Annotated in this window: 24 protein-coding genes and 1 pseudogene; 13 read left to right on the top strand and 12 right to left on the bottom strand. The window is 37.3% G+C overall.

Going from position 1 to position 24736, the window contains the following annotated elements; all coding sequences use genetic code 11:
* Positions 1-49: 49 nt before the first annotated feature.
* Complete coding sequence (locus A8709_RS30910; RefSeq protein ID WP_065858482.1) at positions 50-3136, top strand: CBM35 domain-containing protein; 3087 nt, start codon at positions 50-52, stop codon at positions 3134-3136.
* 488 nt (positions 3137-3624) lie between these two features.
* Here A8709_RS30910 and A8709_RS30905 read toward each other — a convergent pair whose 3' ends face one another.
* Both A8709_RS30905 and A8709_RS30900 read right to left on the bottom strand, forming a co-directional pair.
* Positions 3625-4143 (bottom strand): DUF3231 family protein, encoded by a 519-nt coding sequence (locus tag A8709_RS30905; RefSeq protein ID WP_065858480.1) that lies wholly within the window; start codon positions 4141-4143, stop codon positions 3625-3627.
* An 87-nt stretch (positions 4144-4230) separates the two neighbouring features.
* A complete protein-coding gene (locus A8709_RS30900) occupies positions 4231-5094 on the bottom strand; it encodes an MBL fold metallo-hydrolase (RefSeq protein ID WP_065858478.1) in 864 nt (287 codons plus the stop codon).
* 428 nt (positions 5095-5522) lie between these two features.
* On the opposite strand from A8709_RS30900, the gene A8709_RS30895 reads away from it, so the two are divergent.
* The gene (locus A8709_RS30895) at positions 5523-5711 is read left to right on the top strand and encodes a hypothetical protein (protein ID WP_065858475.1); all 189 of its coding nucleotides are present in this window, start codon (positions 5523-5525) and stop codon (positions 5709-5711) included.
* Between the two features lie 75 nt (positions 5712-5786).
* On the opposite strand, the gene A8709_RS30890 is transcribed toward A8709_RS30895, so the two are convergent.
* Together A8709_RS30890 and A8709_RS30885 are read right to left on the bottom strand one after the other, a co-directional pair.
* Positions 5787-6644, bottom strand: a complete 858-nt coding sequence (locus tag A8709_RS30890) for a manganese catalase family protein (protein WP_065858473.1) — start codon at positions 6642-6644, stop codon at positions 5787-5789.
* A 90-nt stretch (positions 6645-6734) separates the two neighbouring features.
* Positions 6735-7019, bottom strand: a complete 285-nt coding sequence (locus tag A8709_RS30885; protein ID WP_065858471.1) for a WGxxGxxG family protein — start codon at positions 7017-7019, stop codon at positions 6735-6737.
* 179 nt (positions 7020-7198) lie between these two features.
* Here A8709_RS30885 and A8709_RS35555 point away from each other — a divergent pair, with 179 nt between their 5' ends.
* Entirely contained in the window at positions 7199-7324 is a 126-nt protein-coding gene (locus tag A8709_RS35555; RefSeq protein WP_279615905.1) for a hypothetical protein, read from the top strand.
* Positions 7325-7680: 356 nt separating this feature from the next.
* Here A8709_RS35555 and A8709_RS30880 read toward each other — a convergent pair.
* Positions 7681-8331 (bottom strand): annotated as a pseudogene (locus tag A8709_RS30880) (DUF4037 domain-containing protein); the annotation flags it as partial.
* A gap of 971 nt (positions 8332-9302) precedes the next feature.
* On the opposite strand from A8709_RS30880, the gene A8709_RS30875 reads away from it, so the two are divergent.
* A complete protein-coding gene (locus A8709_RS30875; protein WP_065858469.1) occupies positions 9303-9797 on the top strand; it encodes a hypothetical protein in 495 nt (164 codons plus the stop codon).
* Positions 9798-10103: 306 nt separating this feature from the next.
* Here the strand turns inward: A8709_RS30875 and A8709_RS35550 are convergent, their stop codons facing one another.
* Together A8709_RS35550 and A8709_RS30870 are read right to left on the bottom strand one after the other, a co-directional pair.
* On the bottom strand, positions 10104-10235 hold the full coding sequence (locus A8709_RS35550; RefSeq protein WP_279615904.1) for a hypothetical protein: 132 nt from the start codon (positions 10233-10235) through the stop codon (positions 10104-10106).
* 418 nt (positions 10236-10653) lie between these two features.
* Positions 10654-11697 carry a YheC/YheD family endospore coat-associated protein gene (locus A8709_RS30870; RefSeq protein ID WP_065858467.1) on the bottom strand — a complete coding sequence of 348 codons (1044 nt, stop codon included), beginning with the start codon at positions 11695-11697 and terminating at the stop codon, positions 10654-10656.
* 204 nt (positions 11698-11901) lie between these two features.
* Between A8709_RS30870 and A8709_RS35545 the strand changes: the two genes are divergently transcribed.
* Both A8709_RS35545 and A8709_RS34815 read left to right on the top strand, forming a co-directional pair.
* Positions 11902-13251, top strand: coding sequence for a hypothetical protein (locus tag A8709_RS35545; RefSeq protein ID WP_084225645.1), 1350 nt, complete (start codon positions 11902-11904; stop codon positions 13249-13251).
* A 705-nt stretch (positions 13252-13956) separates the two neighbouring features.
* Positions 13957-14121, top strand: a complete 165-nt coding sequence (locus tag A8709_RS34815) for a hypothetical protein (RefSeq protein ID WP_167357219.1) — start codon at positions 13957-13959, stop codon at positions 14119-14121.
* Here A8709_RS34815 and A8709_RS35750 read toward each other — a convergent pair.
* A complete protein-coding gene (locus tag A8709_RS35750) occupies positions 14105-14542 on the bottom strand; it encodes a CBO0543 family protein (RefSeq protein ID WP_425262364.1) in 438 nt (145 codons plus the stop codon). The genes A8709_RS34815 and A8709_RS35750 overlap by 17 nt on opposite strands.
* A 1230-nt stretch (positions 14543-15772) precedes the next feature.
* Between A8709_RS35750 and A8709_RS30850 the strand changes: the two genes are divergently transcribed.
* The gene (locus A8709_RS30850; protein WP_065858459.1) at positions 15773-16915 is read left to right on the top strand and encodes a zinc-dependent alcohol dehydrogenase; all 1143 of its coding nucleotides are present in this window, start codon (positions 15773-15775) and stop codon (positions 16913-16915) included.
* A gap of 266 nt (positions 16916-17181) precedes the next feature.
* On the opposite strand, the gene A8709_RS30845 is transcribed toward A8709_RS30850, so the two are convergent.
* Positions 17182-17745 (bottom strand): TetR/AcrR family transcriptional regulator, encoded by a 564-nt coding sequence (locus A8709_RS30845; RefSeq protein WP_065858457.1) that lies wholly within the window; start codon positions 17743-17745, stop codon positions 17182-17184.
* 150 nt (positions 17746-17895) lie between these two features.
* On the opposite strand from A8709_RS30845, the gene A8709_RS30840 reads away from it, so the two are divergent.
* From A8709_RS30840 to A8709_RS30825, 3 genes are all read left to right on the top strand, one after another.
* Entirely contained in the window at positions 17896-18801 is a 906-nt protein-coding gene (locus A8709_RS30840; RefSeq protein ID WP_084225644.1) for an alpha/beta hydrolase fold domain-containing protein, read from the top strand.
* 172 nt (positions 18802-18973) lie between these two features.
* Complete coding sequence (locus A8709_RS30835) at positions 18974-19390, top strand: hypothetical protein (protein WP_084225642.1); 417 nt, start codon at positions 18974-18976, stop codon at positions 19388-19390.
* A gap of 358 nt (positions 19391-19748) precedes the next feature.
* The gene (locus A8709_RS30825; RefSeq protein ID WP_167357218.1) at positions 19749-20417 is read left to right on the top strand and encodes a DL-endopeptidase inhibitor IseA family protein; all 669 of its coding nucleotides are present in this window, start codon (positions 19749-19751) and stop codon (positions 20415-20417) included.
* Positions 20418-20595: 178 nt separating this feature from the next.
* Here A8709_RS30825 and A8709_RS34300 read toward each other — a convergent pair whose 3' ends face one another.
* The 3 genes from A8709_RS34300 to A8709_RS30815 all read right to left on the bottom strand — a co-directional run bounded on the left by A8709_RS34300 (position 20596) and on the right by A8709_RS30815 (position 21951).
* Positions 20596-21294 (bottom strand): hypothetical protein, encoded by a 699-nt coding sequence (locus tag A8709_RS34300; RefSeq protein WP_141692707.1) that lies wholly within the window; start codon positions 21292-21294, stop codon positions 20596-20598.
* A 5-nt stretch (positions 21295-21299) separates the two neighbouring features.
* Positions 21300-21632, bottom strand: a complete 333-nt coding sequence (locus A8709_RS30820; protein WP_065858451.1) for a hypothetical protein — start codon at positions 21630-21632, stop codon at positions 21300-21302.
* Positions 21633-21750: 118 nt separating this feature from the next.
* Positions 21751-21951, bottom strand: coding sequence for a ribbon-helix-helix protein, CopG family (locus A8709_RS30815; protein WP_065858448.1), 201 nt, complete (start codon positions 21949-21951; stop codon positions 21751-21753).
* 144 nt (positions 21952-22095) lie between these two features.
* Between A8709_RS30815 and A8709_RS30810 the strand changes: the two genes are divergently transcribed.
* The 3 genes from A8709_RS30810 (at position 22096) to A8709_RS30800 (ending at position 24663) form a co-directional block, all read left to right on the top strand.
* Complete coding sequence (locus A8709_RS30810; RefSeq protein WP_065858446.1) at positions 22096-22707, top strand: TetR/AcrR family transcriptional regulator; 612 nt, start codon at positions 22096-22098, stop codon at positions 22705-22707.
* Between the two features lie 13 nt (positions 22708-22720).
* Entirely contained in the window at positions 22721-23542 is an 822-nt protein-coding gene (locus A8709_RS30805; RefSeq protein WP_065858444.1) for a hypothetical protein, read from the top strand.
* 536 nt (positions 23543-24078) lie between these two features.
* Positions 24079-24663 carry a TniQ family protein gene (locus A8709_RS30800; protein ID WP_208607770.1) on the top strand — a complete coding sequence of 195 codons (585 nt, stop codon included), beginning with the start codon at positions 24079-24081 and terminating at the stop codon, positions 24661-24663.
* Positions 24664-24736: the final 73 nt, after the last annotated feature.

The following is a 24736-nucleotide window of genomic DNA, read 5'->3' as shown; positions in this document are numbered from 1 at the left end:
TAATGAAAGCGCAATCAAAAGTGGCAAAAAAACAAGGAGGTAAACTTTTATGAAAAAGAGAATGTTATCGTATTTTCTAATTTTAAGTATGGTTTTTACTTTGGTGAATGTTGTTGCCCTACCTTTTCCAGCCCATGCATCCGAATTAGATGACGATTGGACTGAGATACAAGGCGTACTAAACAATAATGTTGGAATTTACAATGGAGTAAATAACAATATTGTAACGTCAGGTTTTCCAGATGGGCCAATTATGGGGAACGGCAATGTAGGAGTGGTGACTGCAACCGATAATAACTGGCAGCGCGCGTATATTTCAACAACTGATTTTTGGGACGGTCATCATAACTTTGCTAAACCTCTTCCTATTGGTGCAGTAAACATTATTGCAGGTAATTCAACCGGAAGCGGAGTTCAGCAAGAACAAGACATGCTTAATGCAGAAGTCAGAACCACGCTGGGGTATGGAAATGTAAAAATGCGTTCATGGGTATCCGCGACACAAAATATTCTCGTCACTGATGTGTGGACAACAGGCACAAGCAATGTATCCATAAATGTTGAAACATGGGCAAGGAATGACAATCCTACAACTTATCCTGTCTCGACAGGAGTTGATGCAAATGGGATTGCTTGGGCAGCGCGGGAAACTGGAAGCGGAAGTGGTTATGATTGGACCTCTAGGGCTGCTATTGCGACAAAAGTAATAGGTGCTAATGTTAGCACAAGCAACAATGGTTCAAACAATGCTACTCAACAATTTACATTAAGTCCCAATACAACTGTAAGAGTGATTACAGCCATAAAATCCGGCAAGAATATAACGGATCATATTACGGGTGCAACGGCTACCGCAAATAGCATGACATCAGGTGCGATTGATACACTACACTCCGACCATCTCAACTGGTGGAAGAACTATTGGCTCAAGTCATTTGTAAGGACATATGACGATCAGTTGGAGAAATATTATTACGGCGCTTTATATGAAGCTGGATCTAGTTATAGACAAGGACAAATTATTGGCGGGTTGATGGGGCCATGGGTTACAAATGATACCCCCAATTGGGATGGCAACTACAAATTATCCTATAATAATCAGGCAACAGTCGCAGGCTTTGCTTCAAGTAATAGGCAAGAGTTATTGTTACCTTATAACCAGCAAGTATTTGATTGGCAAACCGAGGGGTTAAATAGGGCTGCGCAAACAGGTTCAAACAATTATATTAATCAGGTAACAGGCGGAGAGTGGGGAACAAAGTTTAACAACGGAATACCTGGTATTGTTGTAGGCGGTGCCCAAGGTCCATGGGGAAGCTCATCCGAAGGTGATTTACATTATAACATGGTAGGACTTGCAGTTTGGGCAGCGCAACCTATCATTTGGTATTATAATGCGACAAAAGATACAAATTATCTTTCGTCTGGTGCTTATAATTATCTGAAGCATTTGACTGATTTCTGGGAAGCTTATCTTGTGCAAGAGAATGGAAAATATGTGATAAAATATTCTGGAGCTAGGGAATTTTATGATCATACGAACATAAATGCTGCTGTTGATAACGCAATGGTTAAGAATTTATTCAAGAATATGATCGTATATAGTCAGGATTTAGGTGTTGATTCTACTAAACGTACATTATGGCAGGATATCGTAACGAATATGAAGGATTTACCTACTGGAACATATAACGGAAAAACAGTATTTTTTGAGTTTGATGGTGGACCTATCAGAAGCGGAGATTGGCCTGGTATTCTTATGATAGCAGGACATGGAAATGCAGTGAATCTTGGATCGGATGCAACGACCAGAACGATTTTTAATAATACAGTAGATGGATTCAATTCTTGGGGTTCGGGGAACGCATCAGGATTTCTATGGTCATCGGCTGCAAGAGGAGGTTATCCTGGCGGGGCTCTTCTTTCACAGTTCAAGACATTGCTCACAAACAACATGAGAAGGAATTTTACAGTACCGACAGGGGGACATGGAACGGAGAGCATGTCAAGCCTTGATTATATAAACGCAAGTATGATGCAGAGCCAGGATGGAATTATCAGATTATTTCCTGAATGGCCCAATGCAAACGCTAAGTTTAAGCGACTAAGGGCGGACGGTGCTTTTTTAGTATCGGCGCAATTACAGAATACTGTCGCTTCAAATGTAACTATTAATAGTGAAAAGGGTCAAACTGTTAGGATTTTAAATCCGTGGGCGGGCTCTAATATGCTTGTTACAGAAAATGGTAACACGGTAACAACAACTAAGAATGGAGATATATATACATTTAACACAACTGCAGGAAAAACATATGCGTTGAGCACTGGCGGAGGTAGCTCAAGTCAGACGTATGAAGCCGAAAATGCAACTCTGTCAGGCGCTGCGGGGGTTTACACCGATCATACGGGATACACGGGCACAGGCTTTGTTGCGAACTATTATAATAATATAGGACCAACCACTACATTTACAGTAAATGTACCGACAACAGGGACTTATAACATCGCATTAAGGTATACGGCAGGTAATGGCACAAGTACAAATACGGGTTTTTATGTGAACGGTACGAAGCTGAAGAATATAACCTCTAACGGAACAACAGACTGGAACACATGGGCTACGCAAACCGAGACTGTGACCTTGAACGCAGGCAGCAATACGATAGCATATAAAGCGGAATCAGCTTCAACCCAGTGTATAAATCTAGACAATGTAACTATTAGTATAAACACAATAAGCAGTAGTCAGACGTATGAAGCCGAAAATGCAACTCTGTCAGGCGCTGCGGGGGTTTACACCGATCATACGGGATACACGGGCACAGGCTTTGTTGCGAACTATTATAATAATATAGGACCAACCACTACATTTACAGTAAATGTGCCGACAACAGGGACTTATAACATCGCATTAAGGTATTCGGCAGGTAATGGCATAAGTACAAATACGGGTTTTTATGTGAACGGTACGAAGCTGAAGAATATAACCTTTAACGGAACAACAGACTGGAACACATGGGCTACGCAAACCGAGACTGTGACCTTAAATGCAGGTAATAATACGATAGCATATAAAGCGGAATCGGCTTCAACCCAGTGTATAAATCTAGACAATGTAACTATTTCTACAAATTAAGTATAGGCATATGTAAAAGTCACTGCAAAGTTTATCTATATGTGCGTTGAAATCGGATCTTACGCTCTTAGATAAAGAACAAAAGTGCACAGGGAGCAGCCAGTAGGAGGCTGTTTCCTGTGTACTTTTGGTGCGTTGGAACCGGAAAGAAGGATAATTGAAGTTATAGAAAACGGATGGCCAAGGTAGCAAGCTTAATCAGTTTTAGTTTTTTAGTTATTGATGAGATACAACGTGTCAAAGCGTGCTCAATCTGGCGGGGATGCTGCAAAAGCTACCATAGGAACTTTTAAAGCTATGTATTTTTAAAAGAAAATCGTGGGGGTTCCTGACGGTTATTCCGAAACCATAACGGATCGGATGATATGTCGTCGTCCCACTTTCACCCATAATTCAACCTCCTCAAAGTTGCAGAATGGGTTAATAAGTGAGCAGAAATCCTGCTCACTTATATTAATTTATTGATATTTTAAAGATTTAAATCAAAACTACGCATTTACTGTTTCAGGCCTTTTTATTTGTAGTGGAGGAGGAACTAGCCAACCTTTTTCTTTACTTATCTCAAGTATTTTAAGGCCTAATGCTGTTTTAGTTATATGGTATTTTGCAAATAAAGCGCCAATATCAACTCTAATGGATTGACCCATAGCTTGACTGCAGGCAACCAATCCCAATGAAACGTCAGCAGCAATTTTGGCTGCAATCTCGGGATCAGCGAATCTTGCACCGACGGGGATATCCTCGAGTTTAACTGCCGGTCTTTCAGGCATTGTTGGAACTGTGGCAATTCCGTTATCAATAAGTATTTTATCTAATTCTTTTATTTCAAGATTTGCTTGATCAATGAGACCGTCGAGTATCTTTTTAAGATCTTTGTCTCCTGAATGATTTAAATATGCTTGATAACAGGATACAGCTCCTTTAGCCACTGTGGATGCTGTCCATACACTAAAGATTTCCCCGTAGTGTAGAGGTTCATCTTTTGGATTACCGCTTAAAATTCCCATATGAGTGTAGCTCCTTTTTTTCTAATTTAATGACTTGATTATCATACCCATGTGTCTCATTACAATTCATTTTCCCGTCAATCTACATCAATGATTATTGTTATCTACATAACGGCCATGATCGGGGACAGCAATAATTTTGAAATCGGTTGCCAATTGTGATAAACCGTTTGCTAGTTCCTCACCAGACATAGGCACCCCATGACCGCATATTGCAACGCTTGGCTTTAAAGATTCTAGCTTTCTTACAGACTGCTCAGCTGCATGCCAATCGGTTGTAAAGTATACGGGAGGCCCTGTCAGGTGCTTTTTCTGAGTTAAGACCTTGTATAGTGAGTCCTGCTCAACCGTTATAAATGCATCACCTGCAATTAGTGCCCTGTCCTTATCTCGAAATAGCGAGACATGTCCAGGCGTATGACCTGGCGTATGGAACCATCGCCATCCGGACATTCCAGGGATGCTGCCATCTGATGGTAAACGATGAACATGACTTCCAAGGTTGATCGGTTCATTAGGAAAGAAGGGTGATAATTTAGCAATAATACCACCTTTAACGGACCCGTCAGGTTCCGGATAACTGGCTTGGCCGGTTAAATAGGGTATTTCTAATTCGTGGGCATACACCAATACATTCCAAGACTCGACAAGGTCAACGACAGCCCCAACGTGATCAAAGTGCCCGTGCGTTAGAACTATGGCCTTTGGTTTCGAATCTACGCCAAAATGATCTTTAACCATTTTCAAAATACGGTTTGCGGATTGTGGCATACCTGTATCAACTAACACCCAATCTTCGGCAGTGCCAACCAAACTTATGTTGACGATCTGATTGGTATAGCAGAACAGATCGTCGCTAACTTCTTCACCGACACCGCTTTTAACGGAAGTCATCGGTATATAATTATCAGCCAATGTATCTTCCATATCCCCATAATGTGTATGTTCCATTAGTATCCCCCTATTTTAAAGTGAAATAAATTTCTCGATATTATGTCCAAATCTCTAATAATTGTAACTACATTTAGGATAAAGTTACTGTACAGTGAATTTTTCACTATAACTTTTGGACACATTACACCTGAGGTGATCACATGCGTTGTTTACTTTGCGAAAATGAGCAATTGTTAAAAGGGAAAAAAACGAAATGTTTTATATGTACCATTATCAAGCGTCGAAATTCACCTAAAATTTAATCGAACAAGCTATGGAGTTTTTTTATTGGAGTCAAATCAGGATCAGCTTTCAATAACCCAGACCAAAAGAAGGCCAATGATATTGCCGATTATCATTCAGTTTAATATTCGTGAATAAGGGTGGGAAATAACGTCATAATATAGCTGGAAGTTCATTTATCGATAAGGGAGTGTGCAACAACGATGACATCAAGTCGAGGACATCAAGGCGCTCATGGCGCTGGTCAAATTATTGAGCAATTGAACAATCAAGCCGAAGCTGCGGAGCAAATTCAAGGGAGTAATAAAGTAGATGAAGAGATCCAGGCAGCCGCGAACGTACATAGTTCAGAGCTGGATGCAATTTTCAATAATGATAACGATAGCGACTAGTTAAAGTTCATTAAAGTAAAAGTAAAATAGGCTTACTCCTGATCATTCAGGTGTAAGCCTATAAGTATGCTTGTTTTAAACATTCATATCTTGCAATCCTGGGCTATGCTCATTTGGCATGTCTGGTAGTTGAGGAACAGGGAATCCCATCGGTGGTGGGGCAACTATAAGCTGTCCTTTATTTCTACTTGGTGATGCACCTTGGTAGACCTCAGCAATACGCGTATCGTCTAAACGAAAGTTAAATTGAATATTATGATAACCCATCTCTACAAATTTTCTGCATTCAGGATACTTATTTATATCGTAATTAGGAACTGGGAAAAGCTTCCCCCAATCGACACCTAGCGTTTCTAAAGCTTTAGCAAAAGCATTTTGATGTGCATTATCTCGAACGATGAGGAATCCAAGCGTCTCTCGGAGCGTTTTATTGGAGCTCATTTCATAGATTCTGGTTTTTTGAAGGACTCCTGTTGATTCGAGACTTAAATTATTCAATAAATCAGCAATTAAATTACCATGTGAATACACCCATGAACCATTCCATGGGTTACCACCTGCATCTACGGGTAAGGAAGCTTGAGCACCAACAATGTAATGATGGGGATTTGCATTTTTGACGGCTTCATCAAGAGGAGCTCCATCGATTCCTGCATTCCCCACACCTGTGGAGTTACCAGAGTCGTTTAGCAGTTGATTTATCGTATTTTGAACCAGTTCCACATGGGCTAATTCTTCCAGAAATACGCCGCGGATTAGGTCGCGGTACTGTGTAGCTTTACCTCGGAAATTAGAGCTTTGAAAAGAATATTGCATCATAGTTCTCATTTCACCAAATTGTCCGCCTAGAGCTTCTTGTAAAACTTTAGCTGCTGCTGGATCTGGTTTGTCTGGAGTAATTTGATTAATAAGTTCTTCTTTATAATAATACATATAATCACTCATTTCCTCTAATATTGAATTCTTGAAGTTGGATTATAAAATAACCGCCTTAGAAAAAGACGGTTATTTGAAAAACTGCATTTAGGTATGTTCACGATTCCGCTTTTTTAACCCAGCTAAACCGACTAACCCTAGAAGGCCGAGCCAACCCCAATTGTTATCATTGTCATCTGTAGCAGCATTAGTTCTATAAGTGGCTGTTGAATTTGTCCCGTAAGTATTAGTAGTAGCCGTACCGTTAACTGAGCCATATCCGTTATTTACCGAGCCATTCATACCTGTACTATCCGCGGCACTCGATACCCCTGTATACAATAGAAACATGAAACAGCTACTTAAAAAAAACATAAAGGCCTTCTTTTTCATTTGTTTTTCTCTCCTTCATATAATTTTGTATATGACATGTACATGTTTGTTTTCTCCTATATGTAAATCATTTATTCGAACGAGAGAGTACCAAAGGGGCCACTTATTGGATGGTGTATATTGTTCCTAAAAACATATTTATTGATACTTCCAATTACTCAAGATGGGTGGGCTAAATCATGACGAATCAAAAAAAGAGTATAGAATCAGCAAAGCAAAAAAACCAAAAACCCAATCAAAAGAGAAGTAAAAAAAGTAGTAGTAATAATGGTATTGATGATGCAAATATTAATTCTGGTGGTTAAATAAATTTCAACAACTTAATAATCTCAACAAACAACCTCACTTTAATTGAAGTGAGGTTGTTCTATATAGTATTTAGAACGGTAGTACCACATACGAATACTATTATTTCGTTGAAATAAAGCATAAAACTCTTCTGGTTTTTTCTTAAAATATTATTATTTAGGTAACAATTAAAATTTAAATTCCATATAATGTAATTATCTCCTGCAAGAGATCCCCTGAAGGAATTCGGTGGTGTTTGTATGCTTTCGTTTAAAATACACAAACAACGAGTTGATAAAATAAACAATATCATCACCAAACTAGGGGGAAACTACTGTTCCCTTTTTATAGGAACAAATAGTTTTTTCAGAGCTTATCTTGCATATTGTCCTTCTCCATCAGACCAACAATGTATCTTTCTAAAATCAGTATTGTGTGTAATCTGATCCATGTTACCAATCAAGTGTTTTTCAGCTAACTGGTTAATATCAGCCTCTTCAATTTGATTTGCAATAAGTCTAGCGACTCGTTCACCATTCATTACTTTAAATGTGCGATCATAGAAGTATGAAACAGTAATAGGGATCTTTTCAGTAAGCTTTAGTCCGTTGTGCATATTTGATAAGTGTTTGTACGCATTATTAAATGCATGCTCACGTTCTCTCCATGTAGTTGCTGTCTGAGCATTCCAAAGATATGGAATTAATTGGTCACTGCACTTCAAATGCTTGAATGTAGTACCAAACCATTTCGGGTAAGGAGCATATTTACGCTCGATTAGAAAGCAAAGGTTTATGATATCACGGACAAGGCGTGAAGCAATAATAGCTGAAGCAAGTTCGTCGCCTATAAAACCCGAACGAAGCAGCAGATGTTCTTCTTGACCGATTCGCTGCCAACTTGATGCCATTAGGTACAACCAAACATCATGAGGATAATACTCGAGTTGCTTGCGTAACGTGCATAGTAGACCATTGTCGTCCCTGTAAACTGCTCCACTAGTTATTTCAAGTAGCGACTGCGAAGGAAACGTTAATCAGTCCAAAGCCTCTATGGGTTCATTACTATTGACAGCCAAGCAGCTTTCAACAAACCTTTTCACCGTTGTAATTGCGCTTTTTCGTACATCAACTGGGAAGCCATAAAACCGTCTCGGTGCTCGTTCGTGTAGAGATACTTGTATTTGTTAAGAATATTCGATATCTGATTCGCTAAGAAAAAGAAATACACGTGGTCCCCAGTCATGATCAGTTGACATTTCTGTATCTTATCCCAGTACTTCACTACCGGTACCGATTAGAGCCGATGAATAGGATAGGAAGGAGTAAGCTTTTGTCATTACAGGCTCAACGACTTCCGCATTAAAACGACGACATAGTTCAATTCCATTAATAAAAAGACATTTATCATTCCTCCACGTCAAATCACGCAATTTACACGATTATTACTACATAAGTTAAATGCAAATGTGCAGTTTTAAATATTATTATAACTTAGGAGATACTTTGAGTTCGGCATAAGTGGAAGAGTCATCAAATGTCAATTTTTTTACTGTATTGTGGAAGCATTGGAGGAATAAACATTTTGAATAAACATTTTCTTCATCACCTATAATAATGGTACACCTTCTTAGAGGAGTCTATGACTAATTGAATTTGAAGGAATTAAGGAGCCTTGTTAAATGAAAAATTAATAATCCCCAGTTCATTTGTTTGTTTGAGCATTGTAACTGCCCTATCATTTCCAGTTTACTTCGCTCTTAAAGGAAGATGAACCAACATGTGTGAATTAGCCCGGAGTCATGATTTCCGGGCTTCAATTAAATAGACTTCGACCGCCATATAATTAATCTTGCATTGCCTTAATAGGTAGGAACACGCCTATAAGTTATTCAATAATAAAGAGGATCGTGCAATAAAAATTATCTTGAAACCTTAGCATAATATAAATGCGCATTTAAATTTAACAAAAATAAGTAAGGAGCGATTAAAAATAATGACAGAATTAGAGCTATTAAAAACGGAGGAAATAAAAAGAGAAGATTTTGAAAAGGAATACAAGGCATATATGGAAGCACAGTGTACTCATGAGTTTGGGCTAAACAATAAATCAACAATTTACGAATGCAAGATCGGATTGGCGCAAGGAGCTAACACTAATGATGCCGAACCTGGAAGGAATCTAAATACAGGTAACGTTGCTTTAGGTGTTGAGCTTCAGCCAGGCAATATCAGTACTATAAATATTGTTGACAGAAAAGTAGCTGCAAATATAGCAAATCTTTCTATAATATATAGAATTATAGCTTCCGGGGAAGAGCTTATAACGGACTTTGAGGAAGTTCGTGCGCCAAATGACGAATATTTAACTTACGTTATGTGGTCAATAAAGGATCCGGAGAATTTCGAACAGGAATATTATCCAAAACCAGGAATTGAAGTGATTATTAAAACAAATAAAACAGCTCACTCACCAAAACCGACAATGTAAGCAAACCATTTTAAGCGCCCTATCAAAGGAAACACATCAGTACAGAGCATAGTTACGGGAAGATATTAACAAAGTCTTAAGTACGAATGGTTTCACGAATATAAGTGGCATTTCCCCGCGGATACAGGTTATTACCAGCCTATTGTGACAGCTCGAAAATTATAAAATCTTATCTTCAAGTTGTTGTACTAACGATGAACGAGAGTGCAAAACAAGGGACAGATTGCCACGTCGGCAACTGTCCCTTGTTTCATTTAAGACGCGTGAGATTGACTCTCGGGCTTTTTTTTTCAAGTCCAGAGTGATTTACTTGTCCTCTTCTTCATTTGACTCTGATTTGGCTGCATCTTTAGTATACTCATCCTGATCGCTACCCCAAACATAATCGTAGTTAGTTATATCAGGTTTGTAATCAAAGTCGTTTTTCTTAATATCCATTGGGAATATCAATCCTTTGCTAATTAATTAGGTAATTGTCCAGTGCTTCTAGTTGATTTGTAATTGTAGGTGAAAAGTCCGTCATTGAAGCTTAGCTAGCTACGGTTCATCAATATATTCTTCTTCGCTCGGAATACTGTTCAAAAGGTTATTATCTTATTTCTCATTTTGCTCGGTATCCCAGTTAACAATAAACTTTATTATTTCTTCGGAGTTGTCTTGAATATTAGTGTACAACCATCCATGTACCTCCTTTCATCGAAATTAGATTTTCCAATATCAAGAAAATTATTCGATTAGTGGTTTGGATGCTTCCATTAAAGTAACGGGAGTTATCTTCAATTCACTTCAATTTTGGTTAATAAAGATTTATTGAACTTCAATTAAATTTATTAAAGGGTACGATAGGGGAAAATATTTACTTATCTGATTGAGAGAGGTAATAAGCATATTCCAACGGTCTACTATAAATTAGTTTTTTTCTTTTAAAATTCTTTATGTCATTGTATATACTTTTTTGAGGTTTTCCATTAAGTTCAATAATCCCTAGACTACTATCTTTGTCAATGGCAAAATCCACACTTAATTCTCCTAATGAACCCATATGAATTTCTGCTTCTTGTGCGGCTTTTACACTTACATGGCGAAGTGATTGAAGAATGTCATTCACTTTTTCCTGCGAAAATAATCGAGGGAGAACCTCTACTACGTCATAAATATGTTCACACATACTTGTGTTAAAATATTGTTTGTGAGCTACTCTACACGCTATTGTGGAAATCGTCCATTCGCCCGTAATACCTTTTTGAACAAGTACTCGGATATCAAAATATTGATGATTAAGTTGACTCATTGGAATCCCTTTCTGGACCATGTAAGTCTTTTGACCGATAAGTTCATTCAATTTTTCCTGAATGCTTTCATTTTTTCTACAAATATATCTTGGAGCTAAGCTGTGTAATGAAATGTGTATATCTTCATTATCCATTAATTCAACCCGATATACGGAAGCGCCTTTATTTCCATAAATCGGCTTCATATAGACAAGTTTATAGGATTCTAATAGTTCCGATATATTCACTTCATTATATAGGAATGTGTCGGGTACATATGGTTTTAGATTAGATTGTATTAGTAGGTTATAGAGATCCCATTTATTAAAAAAATTGATAGTGTTGAAACACTTATTCCTGCCGATTGCTGCTTCAAGGCGCTGAATGGTGACTAGTTTTTTGCTATAACAACGGTTGTAGACGGCATGAGGAAAAGGGAACGAACTTTGTGTCCATTTGCCTTTTTTCAAGCTAAGTCCAATAATACGATGTTTATTCCACAGTATATCTGTTGGAGTGAAGGCGTAGAGTTTCAAGTTTAGATGTTGATAACGTTGACAAAGATCTAGAATTCTTTTTCTACTACGCCTATTACTGACCATAATACCTATTAATGGGCGCTCGTCCATTCTTATCACTCCCTAGTCATCTATCCTAAAATTATATAATGCTAACGCAGTTAACTTGGTATGGGACAATCACATAGTAGATCTGAAATGTAATAATTTTGGGTTTTATTTCCACTATTTATATTTTGGTAGGCATATACTGTGTCTATCTTTTTGGGCTTTTAATATGATGAAATACACTGACTACAGGGAGATGAGATTAGTATGGGAAAATGTAATTGCCCTCCAGGACCTCCGGGTCCTGAAGGACCGCGAGGACCCCAAGGACCAACGGGAGCTACAGGAGCAGCAGGACCGCGAGGACTCCAAGGAGCAACCGGAGCAGAAGGACCGAGGGGACTCCAAGGAGCAATAGGGCCAATAGGGCCAGAGGGACCAGAAGGACCAGAAGGACCACGAGGACCACGAGGATTCCAAGGTGAAGCAGGAGCAGAAGGAGCAACGGGAGCAACAGGTGCTACGGGAACAACTGGGGCAACCGGAGCAACGGGAGGCACAGGTTCCACAGGGGCCACTGGGGTAACTGGGGTAACAGGAGCAGGAGTGACCGGTGCCACAGGAGCAACAGGTGCCACGGGGGCCACTGGACCAGGAGCAGGAGCAACAGGAGCAACGGGAGCAACTGGAGCAGCAGGCGGAACAGGAGCAACAGGAGCTACAGGAGCTACAGGTGGAACTGGGGCAACAGGAGCTACAGGCGGAACAGGAGCAGCAGGAGCAACAGGAGCTACAGGTGGAACTGGGGCAACAGGAGCTACAGGTGGAACAGGAGCAACAGGAGCAACAGGAGCAACAGGAGCAACAGGAGCAACAGGAGCTACAGGTGAAACAGGAGCAGCAGGAGCTACAGGAGCAACGGGAGCTACAGGCGGAACAGGAGCAGCAGGAGCTACAGGCGGAACAGGAGCAACAGGAGCTACAGGTGGAACTGGGGCAACAGGAGCTACAGGTGGAACTGGTGCAACAGGAGCTACAGGTGGAACTGGTGCAACGGGAGCTACGGGAACATCAGGAGGATTAATTCCATTTTCAACCGGCATCATTCTCAGTGGGGCGACCGTCGTATCTGCAGCTCCAATTTTAATGGGATTTGGTAATCATACGGTTGAAGTTATAAATGGTTCTGGAGAATCAACGAGCCCACCCGAAGCAGGTGGTTTTGCTTTCCCAATTCCATTTGCGGGAACTGTTCAAAATTTACAAATAAGCGCAGATTTACTGGTGGCTTCAGTGGTTTCAATAAATACTCTCGGTCTTCAATATGATTTTACTGTATTCCTAGCACCTTCTGTTCCTAATAATGGCATTGATCATCTTTCTTCACCTTACCTGACAACTCCGCTGACTAGTTCGGTTAGATTCGGATTTCCAAATAATATAATTACCGCAGGTACTTTCCGTACAGCAACAAATATAAATGTAGGTGGATCATTAAACGTTGCTGCGGGTGATCGTATTGGAATTCGTGTAAGGACACTTGCGTCAACCGATCCCTCAGCAGCTGATATCACTCAACTATCATTTAGCGCTAGTCTATCTTATACTCCTTCTTAAAAGTGGCTTAGCCCCAAACAAGGGGCTCCTTAAAAAATTAACCTCTAAAGATACCGTTTATTTTGTGAGCATGTGAGAAGGATCTGTCGTAGCAGATCCTTTTTTGTATTTACTACTCCTCCTCAAATACATTAGATTTTACAATAAATTTTTGCCAATTTCCGCTAAACTTTTGGCGAACGTTAATTCAACAAGTAATCTATTTTTATTAATTTGTCATTATCATTTTCACGAAAATGCTAGCAAACCCTTGTGTTTTCTGGTTTTCTGCATTTCAAAACCAATTTGTCATCCAACAGTCTAAGAAGAAGTTGGATGACAGATTGGTTTTGAAATTGACAATAAAGTTTTGAAATATAGGTTTAGATGGTGATATTTGAGGGAAAGATATTAAACCATTAAAGCAAGGGATTCTATTCTTCGAAATTAATATCGAGTACACCAGGGCCCCGACCAACAATTTGGTCGGGGCTTCTGTTTTTAATCCTTAGGAGGAGAGTGTAAACATGAGCAGAGGTCATTCTGTAAGAAGAAATCAAGAAAATAAAATCAAGGATGGGCGAGGTAAAGGGTATGGAAAGGATTAACTAAAACTCATTTTAGGAAAGATATCAGAAAATTACGAATCGAATGTAGCTACTTTTTCAATTAAACAAATTATAGATCGAAAATATTTTGGAGTGTCGGCCATGCTATAACACTTACATGGCATCTATTGTAACAGAAGATAATGACTTTTTCTGTTACCGCTATGACCACGATGTAGGTGGTTGGCACGAGGACGACACAATCACACTTTATGAATATGAAGGCAAAGAAACGTTCGATTCGTGTGGGACATTCGTGAATATTTTTACACTACAACTGTAATATGTATTTTTGACACTATCCAAACTGTAGTCACACCGAGAAACGCAATTGTGTAGGAAATAAATGTCCAGCCTATGTTCCATCCGTTTCCGTAAGTTACGAACGTAAAGTGAAAGGCTATATATTCAAGAAAAGTGGTGAATAAGCCGAAAATCAAAATAATGAAGACTGGATTTAGGCGAACACTTTGTTTGGAAAGTGTGTAAATCAATAATGAACCAAGAACAGCATATAGCCCCATATCAAAAGGCATTGCGGAAATGGTCGGGGTTTTATCAAAGAGAGGTTTGAAGTTCCAAAACCCAAAATAGTAACCTATCGCATTTATTGACATTGAAATTAACGCACTTACAGGACTAATGATAATGAATAAGACAGGTTGCTTTCTAATCAAGAATAATACTAAAACCCATGGAAGCATGAAACCAAAAATAATATTGTAGAACATTTTCTGAATCACTCCGGTTTTATGAGGCATTCTGAATGAAGTTTCGTCAATAAAACAACTAATTATTCAATGTTTATTTGAATATCATGTCTGAATAATAAGTAACTTAAGGAGGGACCGGAATGCTCGTTAAATTTACGCTAAATTCGGTCTTGTAGAGGAATTCGAGAGGAAAAAGAGCTAAAAGAATGGACTCTTGAACGTGTAGATCATTGGTTTGAGAAGATCTATTAATGAATACCGTTTGAATATTTAAATACATGAGGAGTTTGAAGAAATAACACCTCATTCAAATTTTCAAAAGAGGTATTTTTATTATCAGGGGCCGTGGAGTGCCCAGTATCATTATATTCAAAGTGAATGTATAATTAAAAAACAATTAACACTGTAGGAATATTGAGGTGCCAGTAAATACCATCTTTTATCGCTTTAGGATTGAACAAATGTAGCACGTATTTCTTTTCTTGCCTTTAATTTGCTGAAGGTTTTCACAGTATACGCATCTCATGGTAAGTCACCCCCACTGTTATTATGCCCGGGGTGCTGGAAATTAATGAATACTGAGGAGGGGAGTAATGGTATTGATCATTAACTCAACACGAGACAACGTTTTTAATACTGGGGAAACTGATAAAATAAAATAGAATAAGTGATTTTGGTCAAGTTATGACGCATATATTCGAGTAGTATAGGCTTATATTCGGAAGCATGTTGATTTAACTTGTCTATGATCGACGAATAACCTTACTTATTGAAGTAGTATAGATAGCAAATCCCTCATTGGCATTAAATGGCCTGTGGGGATTTTTTGTTTTTAGTACTTGCATAGCAAATGCGTGTTTAGTAAGTAATGAATAATGCGGATATACGGTTTGTTGCGGTGGTGAGAAAGATGAGTATTATATCAAAAAGTTGAGAATGATGAGTGTTCAAATTATTAAAGAGTAATATGTTGTTTCCCATTTTGATCGATATGTTAATCAGGACATGGAGAAGATGAGATATATAAAGATAAAAAAGTTTATAACCATATTTTTAAACGGTGCTTGGGATAAAAATGAAATAATCCGCAAAGATTACCATTAAATGATTGTTTTTAATAAAAAATTGGTGCAAACAAAAGCAAAAGGTGACTATTAAAGTGAACGACCGTGGATAAATCAGCAAACAAGAATACATATAATTAAACAAGGGAGTAATTAAATGAAAGCTGTAACCTACCAAGGGTTAAAAAATGTGAAAGTCAAAGAAGTACCCGATGCAGCAATACAGAAGTCGGATGATATCCTTGTCCGCATCACAACAACGACGATATGTGGCTCGGACCTTCATCTTTATAACGGAGAAATTCCTAACACCCCTAAGGATTTCATAATTGGACATGAACCAATGGGGATTATCGAAGAGGTTGGTAAAGATGTGACTAAAGTGAAAAAGGGAGACCGCGTCATTCTTCCCTTTAATGTTGCCTGCGGTCATTGCTGGTATTGTACACATCAACTGGAAAGTCAATGTGACCATTCGAATGATTTTTTACATGGTGATACAGGCGGTTATTTGGGGTATTCCGAAACTTTTGGCGGGTATGCAGGCGGACAAGCTGAGCTTCTCCGTGTTCCATATGGGAATTTTGTTCCTTTTAAAGTGCCAGAGGATGCTGAAATGGAAGATGAAAAGCTCCTCTTTCTATCTGACATTGTACCTACAGCCTATTGGAGTGTGGACAATGCCGGCGTGAAAGCAGGAGACACCGTCATTGTCCTAGGGTGTGGTCCCGTAGGCTTGCTAGTGCAGAAATTTGCCTGGCTAAAAGGTGCAAAACGCGTTATAGCCATCGACCATGTTGATTATCGTTTGGAGCATGCTCGGAAAACAAATCGTGTAGAAGTTTTTAATTTTAAAAAACAGGACGAGCTTCTACAACATCTCGCGGAGCTTACGGGTGGTGGTGCAGATGTGGTTATTGATGCCGTAGGACTGGATTCGGAGAAAACTTTTGTCGAAAAGGTAGAAACGTTGCTGAAGCTGCAAGGTGGAGGTTTAGGAGCTTTCAGGATGGCGACTAAACTTGTGCGCAAAGGAGGCATTATTCAAGTAACTGGTGTATATGGCGCAAATTATAACGCATTTCCTTTTGGTGATTTGTTTAGCCGTAATATTACTGTGAAAATGGGACAAGCTCCTATCATTCACTATATGCCCGAATTATACCGTCAGATTAAGGAAAGTGTGTTTGATCCGACTGATGTGATCAGCCATAGGCTTCAACTAAGTGACGCAGAACACGCCTATAAGATATTCAATAATAAAGAGGATCATGCAATAAAGATTGTCTTGAAACCATAGCACATACGGTTTAAAAACGAGCATAAAGTTACAGAAGGCGCGGGACCATTACAATAGTTAGGTAGCGCGGATGGGTCATTCCGCTAACAGGGAACGATAGTTGAGTAAATGTTACACGATTGAAATCTTATTTTCATCTGGTATTAATCATGAAAGGTTATAATAAAAACCGACCCCCTTTAAAATATAAACTTAGACCCGCAGCCCGTTGCTGCGGGTCTCTTTTTGTTATTAATCAAAAGAGTAGTAGAGTGTGGTGGTGGTTATTACGAGTTAACATGCTTACTGTATGCTGACAATCCTTTGCGAGAAAGATTATCTATGTAGTTTACAATCGCCTCTGGGGCTTCGTTAAAATCGCTCTCAACCCAAGTCTGTATAATTCCAGTGCTACCTGATAGCAGATAATTATAGATGTAATTTGAATCAGATCCGCTAATCCCTATCTTCTCATACATTTCAAAAGTATTTTGGCGGCACAAATCAAAGACTCGTTCAATAAACGGAGTGTTTCCATGCTTTCCAAGGATTGAATGGCAAAGTTCCTTTTCCTCGTATATTAATGATACAGCTGCAAAGGTAATGGCAGAGAAATTATTTTCCTTTCTCAGTGGCTGCATACGCTCAAATTTAATATACAGTTCGTCTTCAATAATTTCTTGAAGATGGTAAACGTCTTTGTAATGCTGATAAAAAGTACCTCTGTTAATATCAGCCAACTTGCATATTTCTGCAACAGTGATTTTCCCAATTGGCTTTTTACTCAATAAGGAGAGATAGCTTTCACGAATTACTCTTTTTGTATACTGGACCTTTCTGTTTTCGCCCATATTCTCCTCCAATTTCAACACTTGCAGACAATACTGTCGGTTTAATAACATTTTAAATCATATTGACGAATGACAATTGAACATAAGTAAAACATAATTACACTATGTTGGATTGTCAACATAACGTTATAAACGAGAGGTTGATTATGATTGAAGATAAGTGGAAGAAGCTTTACAAGTTTTTTGATGGAGACTGTATTTAAGTTTATCCCCCTTCGTGATAGAAGAGACGAAGATAACTTTAATAAATCATTACAAACAAGCAATGCTCCATATATACTTCCAGAGAAATACCGTGTGAAATATGAGGTTGAAGAATATGAAGGATTTACTGATACATTTGTAATATATCCCGAAAATAATTCAAGTGATTTGTTTATCTTCTATCTTCATGGAGGAGGCTATTGGTCTCAACCGCTCTCTTTTCATTTTAAGTTTTTCAAGAATGTATCCAAAGAATTGAATGCCAATTTTATTTTACCTGTATACCCAAAGGCTCCGTCTTACCACGCAATTGACGTTCATAAAATGATAATGGAGAGGTATTTATATTTGATACACGATAAAGGTGTATCAGCTGAGAACATTATTTTGATGGGTGAATCTGCAGGCGGCGGCTTAGCTTTATCATTTTTACAGGTTCTTAGGGATCAGGGTTTGCCTCTGCCTAAGCAAGCAATTTTGATATCGCCCTGGTTGGATGTGACAAATACAAATCCTGCAATGATAGATATTCAACCCTATGACCCATTGCTTAATATTGAAAGTCTTGGATATGGAGGGATTATATATGCAGGCGATTTAGATCCCAAGGACCCATTGGTGAGTCCCATATATGGAGACTTAGAGCGGTTGCCCCCGATAACACTTTTTTCTGGTACACATGATATACTACATGCAGATATTTTGAAGTATTCTAAAATTGCCACAGAAAAACGATGGGATGTTACCTTGTATACTTATGAAAAAATGAATCATTGCTTTGTTGGTTTTCCAATTCCAGAGGGAAAAGAAGCATTAGGAATAATATCAAACATTATTCGTGGCAATAAATAGTTTATTGTGATTAAGCTAACGCAGAACTATAGCTCAATCTAACCCACATTACGAGGCTGTCGCGAGAATGACCGGCAGCCTTGCTGTGTTAACGGGAGGATAGCGTAGTCACTTCGCGAATACCATACATAGGAATGGCGAGTTTGTTAAGATCAAAAAGGAGCAAATGTTTATGAACAATGAAATTATTTCTTTTATTAACAGATTAATAGATGCACTACACGAGGACATCATTGGAACGGCCTATGATGTGACAGAAGAACTTGAAAGAAGAGAAGATGGATATGATGCAATAGAACCTTTACTTAAACTACTTGAAGATAATCCTGATGTAGATTTCGGTTCACCTGGACCGATTGTTCATTTCGTTGAAAAGTATTACAAGAAGGGATATGAAGAAAAACTTATTGTTTCGCTATACAGAAGACCTACGAATCATACTCTATGGATGTTAAACAGAATAATAAATGGATCTGAAAACGAACTAAAACAACAATATTTGAATGTTCTTAAAGACATCATCGAAAGATTTAGTGAAGACAAAAAGATTGATGAACAAGCAAGGTATTTTAGATCATTACATGAATAAGTCATTGAAGGTTTATCCTCGATCCGCCCGAGGCATTTCGGATTAAGCTAACGCAGAACAATAGTGAAGTTGCCAATTAGGAGGGTGAACAATGCCCAAAATGCTTTGTAGCTGTGGGAATATTCTGCGATTCGGGGACATCCCTTGTAAAATTCAATACAATTTTATCTCAGACGTTGATTACGATAAAGTGCAGGGACTAGTTGATTCAGAAGAGCTATACATTCAAATGAAAATGTTCTTTGTTTGTGAGGAATGTAAAAGACTGTGGTTCTTCTGGGATGGATTCGATAAACCCCCACAAGAGTACGTACCATCGAAGTGAGCCGTTCAACTAATGGGTAACTTTAGTTCAAAAATGGAAAAAATCACGCGTGAACTGCTCCTATCAATTCACGAATACCCCAAATTATGGGGGAATTTGCAGAAGTTCATTAATAAGGCGTTATGTGAAATAACGGGTAACAACCAAATAACCCATAAAAGGATGAAATATATGAATATATTCATAATCCTTATACTACTATTACAGAATCTAGTTATCGGCAACAATCAAAATCAGTCAGTACCAGAATTGAGCCAAGAGCTTGCATTAAAATTAAGAGCAGAGGGGCTAAAACGTTCAAGTACATTTATTGATGGTGGTAGTGCATGTGATCAGGTAGAGAGAAATACTCAGGCTAATCAGGACGGATATTACTATTTTTGTTCAGACCTAGATACTTATGGGGAAATGTATCAATACCTTGAAGAGACATTTACTCACAATATAGCGAAGAAGTTGATCGAATCAGTGGTAGTTGTTATTAACAACAGACTGTCATATCAGAGCGTTGGCTGGGGTTCAATGAATGATTGGTCAAGGGCTATTGGGATGATCGCGAGTAGGGATGAAAATACAATTACATATAAATTTAAAGTGCCAGTATTTGGTGATGATTATCCTACAGACGAGATTCAAATTGAATACAAATATATAACTAACAAGGGATGGAGAATAAATAGTCCTGCAAGATTACTTAGGTAGCCCGTTTCTTCACATAACACCGTATTTACGCTCAGCCATTGAGCTAACGGGTAACGATAGCATAATAAACAGGTAGCAGCTGCTCCCTGTTCTCATTCATCGGCATGCTTGAATATAGGGGGAACGACTCTATAAAAGTATAATCTTCCAAATGGTTAATACGGCGAGTTGATTATTATCACGCCAAACTTTTAATAGAATTTAATAGAAATAATAAAGCATTAGGTCTGTTTATTAATATTGGTAAATCAAAGTATGTATTCTTAAGTTTAATTGAATTTGTTAGGTCTACTTCTAACCAGTTAAGTAGTAATTCGTCCTTTATTGATAAATCTAAAGACCATTGAGATTCTGAAGTGAATTTCAATGGATTTATTGGTTTTGAGCATTTGCACTGAAATGCACCTATATTTCTATGTTTTAGTGTTCTAAAATCGAGTTTATACCCGCAATTATTACAGCCGCGCATTAAATCATTTAAATGAAAAGGGCATTTATGCAACAAACTAAATTGATGTAGAAGGCTATGATAACCCATAGATAAACAGTCTACACAATATGTAAGTTCAGATCTTATTAGGCACTTGGTATTTAAATTTTTCGGAAAAATCCCAATCATTTTAAATATGTAGCTTTTCAAATGTTCAGGGACATTAAATCCTAGGGATTGAGTGAGGTATTCGTGATCAAATTCGTTTAGAGTAAATAAACTATGACTTTGCCTATTTATTTCACCACTAGCATTCCTGATACCAAACTCATTAACCAAATCAAGAGATGTAACGACGTTTGAATATTTTATTTTTTCGAAAATTGACCAACCGGATTCAAAAGGATTAATCCAGGCAGGATTCCATGTGAGTACTTGTGTTTTCACGTAAATCAGCCTTTCTTCTTTTTATTAATAGCCTTAGCAGACTTATGTTCAATTTTCAGCTGGTTAAGCTTAGAAAAATAATCGTTTAATGCAACAGACGGAGGTAAAATTATGTTAGGGAGTTTAAAAGTGGATACCAAATTCCCATTATCTAGAATTATGTATAATGTGTCATCTTCATCTGAATAAATTGCCGGCATTTTTAACAGATAGTACTGGCTATTTAAAGTAAACCATTGCTCTGAAATGGCTAAGGGGCAGGAGTAGTTTGTATTTTTATAGCAAATACCTTCAGAAGTAATTTCAGCCATAGTATTTGTATCTTTAAGAAAATACATATTAATTCCTCCAATTGAATTTAACTACTCCTATGTATTACCACATTTACCTTTTGTATTCATATGTGAACACAAGAAGTAATCAAAAAAGATGACAACAGCCAAATGTGGCACGTTGTCATCTTTTTTGATTACTCTCTTTAATAAATTTGGCATTTTTCATCGCATACTCAAGTGCTAGATTAATCAATTCATTTCTGGAACGGTTGCTAATTTTAGAAAGGTGATCGAATTTCTCTTGCAATGCTCTATCAACACGTATAGTAATTGTAACTGATTTATCTTCTTTTGGCGTGATAATAAAATCATCTTCACTCATTTTAATCACCTCTACATTACAGTATAGAAGTAAATGAAAGTGCAAAAATATAACACAAATTGTAATCATTAATGATTACATATTGGTGATTTTGGATAAGATGCTATTAAGTAAATATTTTGTGATTATGATAGGAGGGAAGTTATGAACGAATTAAATATAGAAGCAAAAATGAAAATACTTAATGCTGCTAAAAAGCTGTTTGCTCAGAAAGGTTTTAAACAGACCGGTCTTCGTGCTATTTGTAAAGAGGCGGGATTAAATAGCATAATGATTCACTATCATTTTCACGGGAAAGATAATTTATTGTCAGCAATATTTCAAAGTTGTATTCCGATTCATAGTAATTCGTGGTCCGAAGAAAGTTGTTCAAATCCAGTTACTAGAATAATACAAATTATTCGTGAAGTTATAACTCTGAGGATAAAGGACCCTGAAATAACAACAATATTACAACAAGAGCTGGTATTGCCTTCTAATCAAAATAAGCTTTTGCATTTATTAATATCGCCTTTATGGAAAGAGTTTAGAGAATTACTTATCGTAGGAAAAGCTAACGGACTCTTTTTTTATGAATCGCTCGATGTGACACTAACGTTCGTAATAAGCTCTGTTCTAATGTATAGGGATTGGGATTTTATTGGAGATATACTTCAAAGACCAACGTCAAGTTGTGAATTGATTGTTGATGAGATAAGTACGCTTATTCTTAATGCATTAAATTACAAAAACCACAACCAGAGTTTGGTTGTCTAGCTCGGAGGGAACTATGAGTTTTATAGTGCTGGAACGATTTATTGAGGATGGGAGTTATCATAAATTAAAATACACAACTAAAATCTTAGATAACATAAAGGATTTAATACGTCATGACTTAAATAGTAGGGGGATCAGACATGAGACTTGGGATGAGTTTGGTGTTGTAGGTAAATTTAAAATGGTTAATCGTTACAAGTACGACTATCAGAGTTTAAACGAATATTTATTTGATCTAGGTATTTTGCCATTAGTAGCGTCAATTAAACAAGCAATTTTAACTGAAACAGAGATAAAAACGTTAAAAGATTCAAACAGTAATAAGCAAGATTTTTCCTTGCAGTTTTTTACTAAGAACATTGGCAATCCAATAATTATAAAGGGCAATGCGTTGAATAATGAGATGACCTTGTCTGAACAAGTTTATCTTTGGAAAGAAAACAGCCAATTGAAAAATGTTCTAAACAAAAGATGGGATAAGATTCTAGATGAATTGACTGATTGGTTAAAAAAACAAGGGGTTAAGGATATAAAATTTAAGTACGGTTCCTTAGCTCTAAAGGAAAAAGTGTATTCTTCTCCTTTAGAAGTATTTAATTTACTGGGGAAAGAAGTGATTATTAGATCTAGTATTCCAGAGTTGGATAGGGTCGAGGAGTTTGCTGCAAGGGGTTTTTTAAACATATCGGAACTTAAGGAGTATCGGCAAATTATTGGTGTGAAAGAGCAATTTATTTTAATGGAAGTAGATAAGGAGGAGAAGTGTAGAAAATGGCTAGATAGAAGAAGAGAGAAATTATCAGGGTTAAGTATGAGTCAAGATTTCAATTTCTAAAGCGTTTGAAAACAATAGTTTGATAGGTAATTGCATTCCCGCAATTCTTTCACCACCATTAAAGAAACATTGACTTAGACTATTAATGTTTAATTGTATGAGTGAAAGAACATTGTCGCCCAAATTTCGTTCAATTTTGTTGAATTTTACATTATGCCCCAATAATAAAAGAATGATTAAATTCTTTTTGGGAAATAAATATATTAGATACTCAAAAGCTGTAATTTAATTCGCATAGCAAATTTTATCCAAGATACTGAGAGACGAATGATAGTATGAGATTCAGGTTTTTCTCCATGTTATTTCCATAGTTCTCTCCAAGACTCTTAGACTTAAGGTCATATATAAGTGTTTTCTTTATTTATCTGGAATATAACAAAATTTCTTTTTAATATTTAAAAACGAGGGACCATTTTTTGCGAAATGGTCTTTTTTGTTTTTCTTAAAAACATAGTGAAATGTTAAAAGGTTTTGCCGCTCGATTAGTTGAATAAAAATAGCTCGGTCAATTAATTTTAATGGAGGTGGAAGTAACGGTGATGTTAACATGGAGGAAAGAATGGATTGGACCTTTTGACTCCACATGGTCGATCTTTGAAAAGATAAGGCTTGTCAATTCCATCAATGAAACCGATTTACTTAGTATAATAAATCCAGAATATAAGAAAAGGCAAAGAAAATATAGAAATATTAATACTCTGATTGGGTTTAACCTTACTGAATTAGAGAGACAAGGAGTATACTTAAGAGTGACACTTGACTCTATGGAGAGGCTAAAACAAATTGTAAATATACCAATTTATCATGTGAGCGTATACCACTCACATCTCGTTTATTGCAGTCAATGTTTAGATAATGATTATCATAGTTTTTTACATCAATTCAAACTTATAAACAATTGCCCTTTCCATTTAAGTGATTTGATTGATAAATGTGAGAAATGCAATAAAGTGATTTATGTTCACAATTTATCAAATAACACTCCTTTTTGCTGTAGTTGTGGTCAATCACTCAAGCAATCATTTGATGATCCATTATGGAAGAAATGGGGGGGAGAAGTGCATATCAAAGATGATATCGTTCTTAGTTGGCTTAATAAAGTAGGTATCATGAAATCTTAATATCAAAAGCTGTACACTTTAGAGGTACTTTCATGTCGCTGTTCACGTAATATAGGTAATTTCTTGTCGTGAA

The organism is Paenibacillus pectinilyticus, assembly GCF_001700435.1.
In the GTDB taxonomy this organism is placed as follows: domain Bacteria; phylum Bacillota; class Bacilli; order Paenibacillales; family NBRC-103111; genus Paenibacillus_E; species Paenibacillus_E pectinilyticus.
This window is presented reverse-complemented; position numbering and strand designations above follow the sequence as displayed.

What these genes read in the sequence shown, in the direction of transcription:
- A8709_RS30885 (WP_065858471.1), bottom strand. Translation starts at nt 7,019, where the DNA reads ATGAAAAAGAAGGCCTTTATGTTTTTTTTAAGTAGCTGTTTCATGTTT.
- A8709_RS30870 (WP_065858467.1), bottom strand. Translation starts at nt 11,697, where the DNA reads ATGGACGAGCGCCCATTAATAGGTATTATGGTCAGTAATAGGCGTAGT.
- A8709_RS30850 (WP_065858459.1), top strand. Translation starts at nt 15,773, where the DNA reads ATGAAAGCTGTAACCTACCAAGGGTTAAAAAATGTGAAAGTCAAAGAA.
- A8709_RS30905 (WP_065858480.1), bottom strand. Translation starts at nt 4,143, where the DNA reads ATGGGAATTTTAAGCGGTAATCCAAAAGATGAACCTCTACACTACGGG.
- A8709_RS30910 (WP_065858482.1), top strand. Translation starts at nt 50, where the DNA reads ATGAAAAAGAGAATGTTATCGTATTTTCTAATTTTAAGTATGGTTTTT.
- A8709_RS35555 (WP_279615905.1), top strand. Translation starts at nt 7,199, where the DNA reads ATGACGAATCAAAAAAAGAGTATAGAATCAGCAAAGCAAAAAAACCAA.
- A8709_RS30825 (WP_167357218.1), top strand. Translation starts at nt 19,749, where the DNA reads ATGGAAAAAATCACGCGTGAACTGCTCCTATCAATTCACGAATACCCC.
- A8709_RS35750 (WP_425262364.1), bottom strand. Translation starts at nt 14,542, where the DNA reads ATGCTTCCATGGGTTTTAGTATTATTCTTGATTAGAAAGCAACCTGTC.
- A8709_RS30805 (WP_065858444.1), top strand. Translation starts at nt 22,721, where the DNA reads ATGAGTTTTATAGTGCTGGAACGATTTATTGAGGATGGGAGTTATCAT.
- A8709_RS30900 (WP_065858478.1), bottom strand. Translation starts at nt 5,094, where the DNA reads ATGGAACATACACATTATGGGGATATGGAAGATACATTGGCTGATAAT.
- A8709_RS30820 (WP_065858451.1), bottom strand. Translation starts at nt 21,632, where the DNA reads ATGTATTTTCTTAAAGATACAAATACTATGGCTGAAATTACTTCTGAA.
- A8709_RS35545 (WP_084225645.1), top strand. Translation starts at nt 11,902, where the DNA reads ATGGGAAAATGTAATTGCCCTCCAGGACCTCCGGGTCCTGAAGGACCG.
- A8709_RS30890 (WP_065858473.1), bottom strand. Translation starts at nt 6,644, where the DNA reads ATGTATTATTATAAAGAAGAACTTATTAATCAAATTACTCCAGACAAA.
- A8709_RS30815 (WP_065858448.1), bottom strand. Translation starts at nt 21,951, where the DNA reads ATGAGTGAAGATGATTTTATTATCACGCCAAAAGAAGATAAATCAGTT.
- A8709_RS35550 (WP_279615904.1), bottom strand. Translation starts at nt 10,235, where the DNA reads ATGGATATTAAGAAAAACGACTTTGATTACAAACCTGATATAACTAAC.
- A8709_RS34815 (WP_167357219.1), top strand. Translation starts at nt 13,957, where the DNA reads ATGGCATCTATTGTAACAGAAGATAATGACTTTTTCTGTTACCGCTAT.
- A8709_RS30835 (WP_084225642.1), top strand. Translation starts at nt 18,974, where the DNA reads ATGAACAATGAAATTATTTCTTTTATTAACAGATTAATAGATGCACTA.
- A8709_RS30810 (WP_065858446.1), top strand. Translation starts at nt 22,096, where the DNA reads ATGAACGAATTAAATATAGAAGCAAAAATGAAAATACTTAATGCTGCT.
- A8709_RS30845 (WP_065858457.1), bottom strand. Translation starts at nt 17,745, where the DNA reads ATGGGCGAAAACAGAAAGGTCCAGTATACAAAAAGAGTAATTCGTGAA.
- A8709_RS30895 (WP_065858475.1), top strand. Translation starts at nt 5,523, where the DNA reads ATGACATCAAGTCGAGGACATCAAGGCGCTCATGGCGCTGGTCAAATT.
- A8709_RS30875 (WP_065858469.1), top strand. Translation starts at nt 9,303, where the DNA reads ATGACAGAATTAGAGCTATTAAAAACGGAGGAAATAAAAAGAGAAGAT.